General features: G+C 64.1%; 9 protein-coding genes and 1 pseudogene. 6 read left to right on the top strand and 4 right to left on the bottom strand.

Annotation, left to right across the window (positions count from 1 at the left end):
- Nucleotides 1-21: 21 nt before the first annotated feature.
- Nucleotides 22-999, top strand: coding sequence for a choline ABC transporter substrate-binding protein (locus GXB81_RS02080; RefSeq protein WP_346777767.1), 978 nt, complete (start codon nt 22-24; stop codon nt 997-999).
- 209 nt (nt 1,000-1,208) lie between these two features.
- Nucleotides 1,209-2,795, top strand: a pseudogene (locus GXB81_RS02075) (APC family permease); the annotation flags it as partial.
- A gap of 269 nt (nt 2,796-3,064) precedes the next feature.
- Here the strand turns inward: GXB81_RS02075 and betA are convergent.
- From betA to betI, 3 genes are read right to left on the bottom strand one after another with little or no spacing between them, the layout of a single operon-like run.
- Nucleotides 3,065-4,756 (bottom strand): choline dehydrogenase, encoded by a 1,692-nt coding sequence (gene betA / locus GXB81_RS02070; protein ID WP_205988180.1) that lies wholly within the window; start codon nt 4,754-4,756, stop codon nt 3,065-3,067.
- 11 nt (nt 4,757-4,767) lie between these two features.
- A complete protein-coding gene (gene betB / locus GXB81_RS02065) occupies nt 4,768-6,249 on the bottom strand; it encodes a betaine-aldehyde dehydrogenase (RefSeq protein WP_205988179.1) in 1,482 nt (493 codons plus the stop codon).
- Between the two features lie 20 nt (nt 6,250-6,269).
- Entirely contained in the window at nt 6,270-6,884 is a 615-nt protein-coding gene (betI, locus tag GXB81_RS02060) for a transcriptional regulator BetI (RefSeq protein WP_205988178.1), read from the bottom strand.
- A gap of 369 nt (nt 6,885-7,253) precedes the next feature.
- Between betI and GXB81_RS02055 the strand changes: the two genes are divergently transcribed.
- Together GXB81_RS02055 and fdhA are read left to right on the top strand one after the other, a co-directional pair.
- Nucleotides 7,254-8,399 carry a porin gene (locus GXB81_RS02055; RefSeq protein ID WP_167048241.1) on the top strand — a complete coding sequence of 382 codons (1,146 nt, stop codon included), beginning with the start codon at nt 7,254-7,256 and terminating at the stop codon, nt 8,397-8,399.
- A 171-nt stretch (nt 8,400-8,570) separates the two neighbouring features.
- Complete coding sequence (gene fdhA / locus GXB81_RS02050; RefSeq protein WP_167048242.1) at nt 8,571-9,767, top strand: formaldehyde dehydrogenase, glutathione-independent; 1,197 nt, start codon at nt 8,571-8,573, stop codon at nt 9,765-9,767.
- A gap of 142 nt (nt 9,768-9,909) precedes the next feature.
- On the opposite strand, the gene GXB81_RS02045 is transcribed toward fdhA, so the two are convergent.
- Complete coding sequence (locus GXB81_RS02045) at nt 9,910-10,965, bottom strand: GlxA family transcriptional regulator (protein WP_240162962.1); 1,056 nt, start codon at nt 10,963-10,965, stop codon at nt 9,910-9,912.
- 386 nt (nt 10,966-11,351) lie between these two features.
- Here GXB81_RS02045 and GXB81_RS02040 point away from each other — a divergent pair, with 386 nt between their 5' ends.
- Nucleotides 11,352-12,332, top strand: coding sequence for a dipeptidase (locus tag GXB81_RS02040; RefSeq protein ID WP_205988177.1), 981 nt, complete (start codon nt 11,352-11,354; stop codon nt 12,330-12,332).
- A gap of 99 nt (nt 12,333-12,431) precedes the next feature.
- On the top strand, nt 12,432-12,965 hold the full coding sequence (locus GXB81_RS02035; protein WP_205988176.1) for a DUF5943 domain-containing protein: 534 nt from the start codon (nt 12,432-12,434) through the stop codon (nt 12,963-12,965).
- The last annotated feature ends 43 nt before the right edge of the window (nt 12,966-13,008 follow it).

The raw sequence follows: 13,008 nt of genomic DNA, 5'->3' as shown, positions 1-13,008 counted from the left end.
CGGGCCCGGCGGCGCGGCTTCATGACCCGAATTGCCAAGGAGACAACGATGTGCCGATTCCCCGTGCTTAAAACAGGCGCGCTCGCGTGCGCCGCGGTTCTCTGTGCCAACGCGTATGCCGCCGATCCGCTGGCGTGCAAGGACGTGCGCTTCGCCGACGTGGGCTGGACCGATATCGCGGCGACGACCGGCGTCGCCTCGACGATTCTCGGCGCCCTCGGCTATGCGCCGACGAAGACGATCGCCTCGGTGCCGATCACGTTCGCGGGGCTCAAGAGCAAGCAGATCGACGTGTTCCTCGGCTACTGGTCGCCCACGATGGACCCGATCGTCGAGCCGTTCACGAAGTCGGGCTCGATCAAGGTGCTGCCCACGCCCAATCTCACGGGCGCCAAGTACACGCTCGCGGTGCCCGATTACGTCTTCCAGGGCGGGCTGAAATCGTTCCAGGACATCGCGAAGTATGCGGACAAGCTGCAAGGCCGCATTTACGGCATCGAGCCCGGCAATGACGGCAATGCGCTCATCGAGAAGATGATCGGCGCGAACCAGTATGGGCTCGGCAAATTCAAGCTCGTCGAATCGAGCGAGGCGGGGATGCTCGTGCAGGTCAACCGCGCGATTCGCGACAAGCAGTGGATCGTCTTCCTCGGCTGGGAGCCGCATCCGATGAACGTGCAGATGAAGATCGACTACCTCTCCGGCGGCGACGCCGTATTCGGTCCCGACTACGGCGCGGCGCGCGTGTTGACGGCGCAGCCGCCCGATTATGCGGCGCGCTGCCCGAACGTCGCGAAGTTCATCGCCAATCTGCGCTTCACGACCGACATCGAAAACCATCTGATGGTGCCGATCGCCAACAAGGTGGACCCGAACAAGGCCGCCGCCGACTGGCTGCGTGGCAATCCGCAGGTGCTCGACGCCTGGCTCGCGGGCGTGACGACGCTCGACGGCAAGCCCGGCTTGCCCGCCGTGCGCGCCTCGCTGGGCGTGCACTGACAGGCGTTCACCCGTGCCGTGGGGCGCCATGGGGCGCCACGTGGGTGGCGAGGCGCGACGCGTGCGTCGGATGCGCGTCGCGCTGCCCCTGAACATCCCTATTGGCGCGGCAATTCTGGTCGATTAACGTTCCGGACAGGAGGCGGCAGATGGAGCAGGCGGGAATCGGTGCATGTGGCGCGCAGGAAGAGACCGTACGAGGCGGGCAGGGTCATGGGCTGCAACGCGGCCTGAACTGGAAAGACGCGTTCTGGGTGACGAGCGGCGTGCCCGCCGGCGTGCTGTTCACGATCGGCGGCGTGTGCGCGACGATCGGCCAGCCGGCCTGGGCTATCTGGATCGCCTCGATTACGATGGGTCTCGTGCAAAGCGCGACCTACGCGGAAATCTCCGGGCTCTTTCCGCATAAGTCGGGTGGTGCTTCGGTGTACGGAGCGATCGGCTGGGTCCGCTACGGCAAGATGATCGCGCCCGTTTCCGTGTGGTGCAACTGGCTGGCGTGGTCGCCGATGCTCGCGCTCGGCTGCGGGCTTGCCGCGAACTATGCGCTCACGACACTGTTCGCGCCCGACGCGGCCATCGTGCAGTGGCACTGGACGCTCGCCAACCTCGGCTTTATCAAGCCCGGCCTGACCTTGCGCATCAACGCCACGTTTCTGATTGCCGCGGCTTTTCTGCTCGTCACGTTCAGGCTTCAGCATAGCGGCGCTTCGAAGGCGGCGAAGACGCAGAAGATACTCGGCATCGCTTCGCTCACGCCGCTGCTGATCGTCGGCCTCGTGCCGATCATCACGGGCGACGTGCCCGCCGCACATCTCTTGCCGCTGCTGCCGCTCGGGCGCGACGCGCACGGCAATCTCACCGCCGCGTATTTCGGCAACTGGAACGGGCAAGGCGTGGTGATGGCGCTGGGCGCGATGTTCATGGCCGGATGGGCGTCGTATGGATTCGAAACGGCGGTCTGCTATACGCGCGAGTTTCGCGATCCGCGGCGCGATACGGCCAAGGCAATCTTCTGGTCGGGCGCGCTCTGCCTCGTGGTGATGACGCTCGTGCCTCTCGCGTTTCAAGGCGCGCTCGGCACGCCGCTGATGCTCGATCCGCGCATCGGCGACGGCACGGGCGTGGGCACCGCCATGGCCGCGATGGTGGGCGGCGGCGCGTGGGTCGGCAATGCCATCGTGGTGATGCTGATGCTCTCGATCCTGCTGATCGTGATGACCTCGATGATGGGATCGTCGCGCACGCTCTATCAGGCGTCGGTGGACGGCTGGCTGCCGCGCTACCTTTCGCGCGTGAACGGGCACGGCGCGCCGACGGCGGCGATGTGGACCGACCTCTGCTTCAATCTCGTGCTGCTGGCGATGTCGGACTATATGACGGTGCTGTCGATCTCGAACGTCTGCTATATGTTGTTCGTGTTTCTCAACCTGCAGTCGGGATGGATTCATCGCATGGATCGCGGCACGCGCGTGCGCCCGTTTCGCTGCCCGACGTGGCTGCTCGCGCTCGGTGCGCTGTGTGGTTATGCCAACCTGGTGTTCGTCGGCGCCGGCGCCGATCTGCAAGGCGAGGGCACGCTGCGCAATGGTCTTCTCGCAATGCTGCTGATCGTGCCGGTATTCGCTTACCGGCACTACTGGCAGGATCGCGGGCGTTTTCCGGCGGGCAGTGCGTCAGATATGAACGTGAGTGTGCCGGCGCGCAGCCGGTGGTTGAATCTGGCGCCGTATGGGGCGCTTGCCGCAGCCGTGCTTACGGTGGCCGTTTCGCATTGGCTGGCGGCTTCGGTTTGAAGCAGCCGCGGAGTTTGGTGGTCGGCAGCGTCATGCGGGAAACCGTTGCGATCGATCGGGATGCCGACGAACCCCACGTCGGCATTCGGCCTGTAAAGGCTATCGTCTTGTAGTGATCCGGGACGGAGTTGAAGATGAGGAAGACTGGCGCTTTTTTGATCCCGCTTCCGATGCGAAGCACTTCGTGATCGAGGACGGCAAGGTCGATCCCTGGTCTTTGTCGTGACCATGCGCCGTCACACCCGCGCCCGGATGTGCGGCGTGGATCGTCACGCTCCTGCCGTGGCCGGCTTCACCGCCCGCGCCGGCGCGCCGTTCGCCACGAAGTACGCGGCGTGCGAACGCGCCAGCGGCGCGCGTCCGCGAATCCTGTCCGCAATCTTTTCCGCGAGCATGATCGTCGGCGCATTGAGATTGCCGGTGGTGATGCGCGGCATGATCGACGCATCGACTACGCGCAGACCGTCGATGCCGTGCACGCGGCCTTCGCCGTCCACCACGGCCATGTTGTCGTAGCCCATCGCGCACGAGCAGGACGGGTGATACGCGGTTTCCGCGCGGCTGCGCACGAATGCGTCGATCTCCGCATCGGACCGGAGCGCCGCGCCGGGGCTCAATTCGCGGCCGCGGAAACGATCGAGCGCCGGCTGGGCGATGATCTCGCGCGTGATGCGGATCGCGTCGCGGAACTCGCGCCAGTCGAGTTCTTCGGCCATGTAGTTGAAGAGAATCGACGGGTGCTCGTGCGGATCGCGCGAGCGCAGCTTCACGCGCCCCCGGCTCGGCGAACGCATGGAGCCTACGTGCGCCTGGAAGCCATGCATTTTGATCACGTTGGTGCCGTTGTAATTGATCGCGACGGGCAGAAAGTGGTACTGGATATTCGGCCAGGGATCGTCGTCGCGCGTGCGGATAAAGCCGCCCGCCTCGAAGTGATTGCTCGCGCCGATGCCGGTGCCGCGCAGCATCCATTCGAGACCGATAGCCGGCTGATTGCGCATCAGCAGCGCCGGATAGAGCGAGACGGGCTCCCGGCACTCGTACTGCATATACATTTCCAGGTGATCCTGAAGATTCTGCCCGACCCCGGGCAGATCGAGCACGACAGGAATGTCGAGTTCGCGCAGCCACGCGCCGGGGCCGACCCCCGAGCGTTGCAGGATCTGCGGTGAAGCGATCGCGCCCGCGCACAGCAGCACTTCGCGGCGCGCATGGCGGGTGATGCGCGTGGCGCCGTCGAGAAAGACGACGCCGCAGGCGCGCTTGCCGTCGAACAGAATGCGATCGGTAACCGCATGCGTGACGATCTCGAGGTTCGGCCGTTGTCTCGCCTGGTCCAGGTAGCCGCGCGCGGTGCTCGCGCGCCGGCCCTTTCCCGTGACGGTGCGATCCATCGGGCCGAAGCCTTCCTGGCGATAGCCGTTCAGATCGTCGGTGCGCGGATAGCCGGCCTGCACGCCGGCCTCGATCATCGCCTCGAAGAGCGGATTGACGCCGGGCTTGCTCGTCGTCACATGCACGGGGCCGTTGCCGCCGTGATAGTCGTTCGCGCCGACGTCGCGCGTTTCGGCCTTGCGGAAATAGGGCAGGCAGTCCAGATAGCTCCAGTGCTCCAGCCCCTTGCGTTCGGCCCAGCCGTCGTAGTCGAGCGCATTGCCGCGGATGTAGCACATGCCGTTGATGAGCGACGACCCGCCGAGCCCCTTGCCGCGCCCGCATTCCATGCGCCGGTGGTTCATATGCGGCTCGGGCTCGGTTTCGTAAGCCCAGTTGTAGCGGCGGCCCTGCAGCGGGTAGGCGAGCGCCGCCGGCATTTGCGTGCGGAAATCGAAGCGGTAGTCGGGGCCGCCGGCTTCGAGCAGCAGCACCTTGATGTCGCTATCCTCGGTGAGGCGGGTGGCGAGCACGTTGCCCGCCGATCCCGCACCGATGATGATGTAGTCGTACTCTTGCGCGGCCATGCGGGACTCCCTCAGAAAACGGGCTGATACGGTCCCAGTTCCACCTGGACCGATTTGATGCGCGTGTAGTGCTCGAGTGTCGTGATGCCGTTTTCGCGGCCCACGCCGGATTGCTTGTAGCCGCCCACGGGCATTTCAGCCGGCGACTCGCCCCATGTGTTGATCCAGCAGATGCCCGCTTCGAGCCGATGGATCACGCGATGCGCGCGCGCGAGGTTGTCGGTCACGACGCCGGCCGCGAGGCCGTAGAGCGTTTCGTTGGCGCGCGCGATCACTTCGGCTTCGCTCGCGAACGTGAGAATGCTCATCACCGGGCCGAAGATTTCTTCCTGGACGATCCGCATGTCGTCGCGGCAACCGGAAAACACGGTGGGCTGCACGTATTGGCCGCGCGCGAAATCGCCTTGCGTGAGGCGTGCGCCGCCCGCGAGCAGCCGCGCGCCCGCGCGCTTGCCGCCCTCGATATAGCCGAGCACCTTGTCGAGTTGCGCGGCGCTCGCGAGCGGCCCGAAGTTGGTGGCGGGATCGGCGGGATTGCCGACGCGAATGCGCTGCACGCGTTCGAGCACGCGCGCTTCGAACTCGGCGATCACGGCTTGATGCACGAAGACGCGCGTGCCGTTGGTGCACACCTGGCCCGAGCTGAAGAAATTGGCCGTCACGGCGATATCGGCGGCGCGATCGAGGTCGGCGTCTTCGAAGACGATAAGCGGCGATTTGCCGCCTAGCTCCATCGTGACTTCCTTGAGCGTGGAGCCGCCCGCTGTCGCCATGACCTTCTTGCCGGTTTCGACGCCGCCCGTAAACGAAATCTTCTCGATGCCCGAATGCATGGCAAGCATCGCGCCCACGCGCCCGTCGCCGTGAACCACGTTGAAGACGCCCGGCGGCACACCCGCCTCGATATAGATCTCCGCGAGTTTCGTCGCCGACAGCGGCGTGACCTCGCTCGGCTTGAAGATCATTGCGTTGCCGGCGGCGAGCGCGGGCGCCGATTTCCAGCAGGCGATCTGGATCGGATAGTTCCACGCGCCGATGCCGGCCGTGACGCCTAGCGGCTCGCGCCGCGTGTAGACGAACGAGGTCTCGCGCAGCGGAATCTGCTGGCCTTCGAGCGCGGGGGCGAGGCCTGCGTAATACTCGATCACGTCGGCACCCGTGACGATGTCGACGGCGCGCGTTTCGGCGCTGGGCTTGCCCGTGTCGAGGGTTTCGAGGTCCGCGAGTGCGTCGTTGCGCTCGCGTAGCAACTCGACCGCGCGGCGCAGCACGCGCGAACGCTGCATGGCCGTCAGTGCGGCCCAGGCGCGCTGACCGGTGCGCGCCGATTGCACGGCGCGGTCGATATCGGCCGCGCTCGCGTGTTGCACCGTGGCGAGCTTCTCGCCGGTGGCGGGGTTGAAGGTGTCGAACGTTTCGCCACTGGTGGCGTCCGTGTAGGCACCGTCGATAAAAAGGCGTTGCACGGGGAAAAGAGGCGTCGAAGAGGGCATCGAAGTGGCTCCGGGACGGGTTATCTGGATGACTTGCCCGGGCGCGCCTTGGCGCGCGTGTCGAGCAGCAGGTCGATGTAGTCGTTGGCGATGCGCAGCGCGGTTTTCGTGTCGAACGGCTCGCCCGTCAGCGCGCCGCGCAGCCAGAGGCCGTCGATCAGCGCGGCGAGGCCGCTCGCGGCACGGCGGGCCGCCGTGTTCGGCAAGACCCGCTCGAATTCCGCGCACAGGTTCGAATGAAGCCGCCGCGTGTTGATGCGCTGCAGCCGGCGCAGCGCAGGTTGATGCATGCTCTCGGCCCAGAACGCGAGCCATGTTTTCATGACGGGCGAGTTCACCTGCGAGACGTCGAAATTGGCGGCGACGATCGCGCGCAGCCGCGCGCGCGGCTCGTCTTTCGCGGCCTGGCGCCGGCGCATCGTTGCTTCCCACAGGTCGTGCAGCACATGGCGCATGGTGGCTTCGAGCAGGCCGTCCTTGCCGCCGAAGTAGTGGCTCACGATGCCGGTGGAAATGTTCGCGTGCTGCGCCACGCTCGCGAGCGTCGTGCCTGAAAGACCCGACTGGTCGATCGATTGCAAGGTGGCGTCGATGAGTTGCGCGCGACGTATGTCGCGCATTCCGATCTTGGGCATGGTGGTTCGGGACACTCCTGGAAGGTTCTCACTTTAGGTTTTTTTTATTGATTGTTCAATCAATAAAAACGCAATAAAGGCGGGATCGGCGGATTTCATAAAGTCGATGTCGGATTGCCGATGATCGCGCTGTCGAAGTGCCAGGAAAGCCCGCCGCATAACGTTTTGTGCCTGTTTTGCAGGGGGTTTTGCGTTGCCGGGTGTCGTTCCTGCACCAGCGGATGTCGTGTCCGCGCAAGTCGGCCGAGATTTGGACTTGTACGTTCTGTTCGTCCGCGCCGGACTTTATGGCCGTTTTTCAGGGCTGTTTTTCATGCCGGCCTGGCGCGGCCCGACAACCGTATCGCGAGACAGGAGAGAGACGACACCATGAGAAAAACAGGAAACGCGGTGGCACTGACCGGTATGGCGCTGGCATTAGCCGCCGTCCCGAACGCGAGTTATGCGCAGAGCAGCGTCACCTTGTACGGGATCATCGACGCCGGCGTGACCTACGTGAGCAATGCGGGCGGCTCGCACCAGGTGAAATTCGACGACGGCATTGCCCAGGCGAACCGCTGGGGTCTCAAGGGCACCGAGGATCTCGGCGGCGGCATGAAGGCCGTGTTCGAACTGGAGAGCGGCTTCCATCTCGGCAACGGACAGATCGCCAACGGCGGCTCGCTGTTCGGCCGCGCGGCGTATGTCGGATTGCAAAACGATTGGGGCACGCTCACGCTCGGCAATCAGCCCGACATGACGCAGGAGTTCGTCTATCTCTACAACGCCTCGGCATGGGCGAGCGGCTACGCGATCAACCAGGGCGACTTCGACCGCATGAATGGCGACCATTTGCAGAACTCGGTGAAGTTCATGTCGAATACGTTCGGCGGATTCCAGTTCGGCGGCATGTACTCGTTCAGCAACAAGGCGGGCGACTTCCATAACGGCAGCGCGTGGAGCGTCGGCGCGCAGTATCAGCACGGCCCGTTCGCGATGGGTACCGCGTACACGCAGCTCAATAACCCGTCGGGCATCTACGGCTTCGACCCCTACGCGATGATCGGCGTGCGGACCTTCTTCGGCCGGCCGACCGTCAGCGTCGATCCGGCTACGGGCACGGTAACGTCGCTCTATGCGGACACGCCGTTTCCGGTGGACAAGCAGGCCACCTTCGGCGCGGGCGCGAGCTATGCGATCGGCAACGTCACGCTGATGGGCGCTTTCACCTACACGCAGATCACCGCATTCGGCGAGAGCCGGCACATGCAGGTAGGCGAAGGCGGCGCCAACTGGCAGATGACGCCTTCGTTCAGCATGACGGGCGGCTACCAGTACACGCACTTCGACGGCCACCACTGGAACCAGCTTTCGGCGGGCATGCATTACCTGCTGTCGAAGCGCACGGACGTTTATCTGTCGGGCGACTGGCTCAGGGCTTCGCAGGGCGTGGACGCGGTGATCGGCTATGGCTTCACGCCTGCGTCGACCACCACGCAGGCCGACGTGCGCATCGGCCTGCGGCATCTGTTCTGAGCGCGGCCTCATGACGGAGCGTGTCGCGGGATGGCGGCGCCGTTCAAGTGCGCGTCGCTTTTTGCACATCGCCGGGTACGGGCGGCACGCTACGCTCGAAACGTCGTTGCGTTGCGCGCTTGGCATGAGGCAACGCGTTCCCATGTACAGCATCGAACAGGAGACAGCGAGATGAGCGGTAATCGAGGCGTCGTGTATCAGGGGCCGGGCAAGGTCGAAGTGCAGAACATCGCGTATCCGAAGATGGTCGATCCGAGCGGGCGCTCGATCGGCCACGGTGTCATTCTCAAGGTGGTCAGCACCAACATCTGCGGCTCGGATCAGCATATGGTGCGTGGGCGCACGACCGCGCCGGTCGGCCTCGTGCTCGGCCACGAAATCACCGGCGAAGTGGTCGAGGTCGGCAAGGACGTCGAGACGCTGAAAATCGGCGACCTCGTTTCGGTGCCGTTCAACGTGGCATGCGGGCGCTGCGCGATGTGCCGCGAACAGCACACGGGCGTGTGCCTGACCGTGAATCCGTCGCGCGCAGGCGGCGCCTATGGTTATGTCGATATGGGCGGCTGGATCGGCGGGCAGGCGGAATACGTGCTCGTGCCGTACGCCGACTTCAATCTGCTGAAATTCCCCGACCGCGACCAGGCGATGGCGAAGATGCGCGATCTCACCTGCCTCTCGGACATTCTGCCGACCGGCTACCACGGCGCGGTAACGGCGGGCGTGAAGCCGGGATCGACCGTCTATATCGCGGGGGCGGGGCCGGTCGGGATGGCGGCCGCGGCGTCGGCGCGCCTGCTCGGTGCGGCCTGCACGATCGTCGGCGATATGAATGCGGAACGGCTCGCGCATGCGAAGGCGATGGGCTTCGAGGTGGTCGATCTGTCGAAGGACGCCTCGCTTGGCGAGCAGATCGAGCAGATTCTTGGCAAGCCGGAAATCGATTGCGCGGTGGATTGCGTGGGCTTCGAGGCGCACGGCCATGGCGCGGCCGGCCATGCCGAGGAAGCGCCCGCCACGGTGCTGAATTCGCTGATGGAAATCACGCGCCCGGCCGGCATGATCGGCATTCCGGGTCTTTACGTCACCGACGACCCCGGCGCCAGCGACGTGGCCGCGCAGCACGGCAGCCTGAGCATCCGCTTCGGCCTCGGCTGGGCGAAGTCGCATTCGTTCCATACGGGGCAAACGCCGGTGCTCCGCTACAACCGCAACCTGATGCAGGCGATCCTGTTCGACCGCCTGCCGATTGCGAAGATCGTCAACGTCTCGGTGATCTCTCTCGACGAAGCGCCGGAAGGCTACAAGAAGTTCGATGGCGGCGCGCCGCGCAAGTTCGTCATCGATCCGCACGGTTTGCTGGCGGCGTAGTCGAGCGTCGTCGAATCGTGCGAGCATGCGAAACGGGCCGCCAGTTTTTCTGGCGGCCCGTTTTGCTGTTGGGCGTGATAAAGCCGGAACGCCGGAATAGCCGAGGCGCTTTTTATCGCGCCTGCTATGTTTATGCGTGCGTCTAGGCGTGCACCGGTGCTATTGCCAGAGGTGCCGCCGGCGTGCCCATGCCCGAAAGCGGTGCAATGCGCTTGCGGCGCTCGCCGGTCGGCGCGCTGCCGAAGGCGTCGCGGTAGCTCTTGCTGAAGTGGCAGGCCGACTGGAAGCCGCACGCCATCGTGATCTGCATGATCGACATGTCGGTTTGCAGCAGCAGTTCGCGCGCACGGCGCAGGCGCAGCGTCAGATAGTAGTGCGTGGGCGTCATGCCGAGATGCTCGTGAAAGATCCGCTGCAATTGCCGCTGCGACAGGTTCGCGAGACGCGCGAGTTCCTCGCGCGAAAGCGGCTCTTCGATGTTGTTCTCCATCAGCGAGATGACTTCGAAGAGCGATTTGTTGGCGGAGCCGAGCCGCGCGACGAGCGGCATGCGCTGCTGGGCGGACGTGTCGCGCACATGCTCGATGACGAATTGCTCGGCGATCTGCGTGATGCGGGCAATGCCGACGCGCGCCGCGATCAGGTGCAGCATCATGTCGAGCGGCGCGACGCCGCCGGTGCAGGTGACGCGGTCGCGGTCGATGACGAACAGTTCCTTGAGAAAGCGCGTAGACGGAAACTCTTCCTTCAGCGCCGACATGTTTTCCCAGTGGATCGCGCAGGCGTAGCCGGCCAGCAGCCCGGCTTTCGCGAGCGCGTAGGTGCCCGTGCACAGGCTGCCCAGCACGATGCCCATGCGCGCGAAGCGGCGCAAGGCGGCGAGATGGGCGGGCGTGGTGGCGCGCTGCACGTCGATACCGCCGCACACGAACACGATGTCGGGCTGCCCCGCGCATTCGGCCGGGCCGGTATCGATGGCAAGACCGTTGCTGGCCGTCACGAGGCCGCCGTCCGGACTGATGACCGACCACCTGTAAAGCGGCTGGCCACTGAGGTAGTTCGCCATGCGAAGGACTTCTATCGCGTTGGTGAACGCGATCATGGTGAAGTCGGGCAGCGGCATGAACGCGAAGTGCGCTAACGACGCCGTGCGATCCGGCAACATGGGGACTATTCCTTTGTGGTCAATCTGGGTCAATCGCCTGCTGGCCGGGGGATGGCTGGCTACGGCTGCCGCAATTCTGGGATCTGGCGGGGCAAGTGTGCCATGCGGCAAAACCCTGAGTCATCTGAACAAAAAAGAACGACTTCCGCGGGAAAGAACGGCGGCGCGATGCGGCTTGAATTAACGCGGGCCGAACACTTGTGAAAAACGGACGCGAATGGCGGAAAAGGCAAAGAACGCGTCTGAATTCCGACAATGGGCGTTTATTCGAACGACAAGAATAGAGCCGTCGGTTTCGTGCAGGTCGACCGGTGGAAAGCCGGATCGAAATGATCGCGCCGGAAACAATCGTTCCGTGCGTATCTTTCATTTACTGCATTGAATACTTTCAAATTCATGCGATAGTCCTGGAGCGGGTCATGAGCACGCAGAGCACACTGCACGACAACAGCATCATCATCGACGGTCTGAACATTTCGAAATTCGAACGCTCGGTATTCGAAGACATGCGCAAGGGCGGCGTCACCGCCGTGAACTGCACGGTCTCCGTGTGGGACGACTTCCAGAAGACCATCGACAACATCGCGGAAATGAAGCAGCAGATCCGCGAGTACGGCGAAATCCTCACGCTCGTGCGCACGACCGACGACATCCTGCGCGCCAAAAAAGAGAATAAAACCGGCATCATCTTCGGCTTCCAGAACTCGTATGCCTTCGAGGACAACCTCGGCTATATCGAGGTCTTCAAGGAACTCGGCGTGAACGTCGTGCAGCTTTGCTACAACACCCAGAACCTCGTCGGCACCGGCTGCTACGAGCCGGACGGCGGCCTCTCGGGCTACGGGCGCGAAGTGATCCAGGAGATGAACCGCGTGGGCATCATGGTCGATCTCTCGCACGTGGGCGGCAAGACTTCGTCCGATGCGATCGCCTGCTCGAAGAAGCCCGTGACGTATTCGCACTGCTGCCCGTCGGGCCTGAAGGAGCATCCGCGCAACAAGAGTGACGAGCAGTTGCGGGAAATTGCCGATGCGAACGGCTTCGTGGGCGTGACGATGTTCGCGCCGTTTCTGAAGAAGGGGCCGGACGCGACCGTCGAGGATTATCTCGAAGCGATCGAATACGTGGTCGATGTGATCGGCGAGGACAAGGTGGGGATCGGCACGGACTTCACGCAGGGCTATACGACGGAGTTCTTCGACTGGATCACGCACGACAAGGGCCGCTACCGCCGTCTGACGGATTTCGGCAAGGTGGTGAATCCGGAGGGCATCCGCACGATCGGCGAATTCCCGAACCTGACGGCGGCGATGCAGAAGGCGGGCTGGAGCGAGACGCGCATCCGCAAGGTGATGGGCGAGAACTGGCTGCGCGTATTCGGTGAAGTCTGGAACGGCTGATTAGCTGAGCGGCTGAGCGAGCAGTTTTAAAGCCGCGAAGAAGGACCATCCAGATTATTAAGAATGACTGAATAAATAAGATTCCCGGAGACTTACGACATGCAACCGCAACTTCCGATCGACGTCGATCCGCACACCGGCGTCTGGACCACCGACGCGCTGCCGATGCTATACGTGCCGCGCCACTTTTTCACGAACAATCACACGGCGGTTGAAGAAGCGCTGGGCCGCGAGGTCTACGCGGAGATTCTCTACAAGGCCGGCTACCAATCCGCGTACCACTGGTGCGAGAAGGAAGCGGAAAAGCACGGCATCGCCGGCATGGCGGTGTTCGAGCACTACCTGAAGCGTCTTTCGCAGCGCGGCTGGGGCATCTTCACGATTCGCGAGGCCGATCCGGCCGCGGCGCGCGCGAAGATCGAACTGCGCCATTCGTCGTTCGTGCTCGCGCAGCCCGGCAGGCACGGCAAGCTCTGCTACATGTTCGCGGGCTGGTTCGCCGGCGCGATGGATTGGGTCAACGACACCACGGAAGGCGGCAAAGGCGCGCCGCGCGCGCGGTCGTCGGAAGTGCAATGCGCGGCCGAAGGCCACGCGCACTGCATTTTCGAAGTCTCGCCGATCGCCGCCTGAACGGCGGCGCGACCCGCCCTACAAGACTTATCGAAAGACACGA

Origin of the sequence: Paraburkholderia sp. Ac-20336 (assembly GCF_017105025.1) — a bacterium.
Classification (GTDB): domain Bacteria; phylum Pseudomonadota; class Gammaproteobacteria; order Burkholderiales; family Burkholderiaceae; genus Paraburkholderia.
Note: the sequence above shows the minus strand (reverse complement) of the source record. Positions and strands in the feature narration are given on the sequence as shown.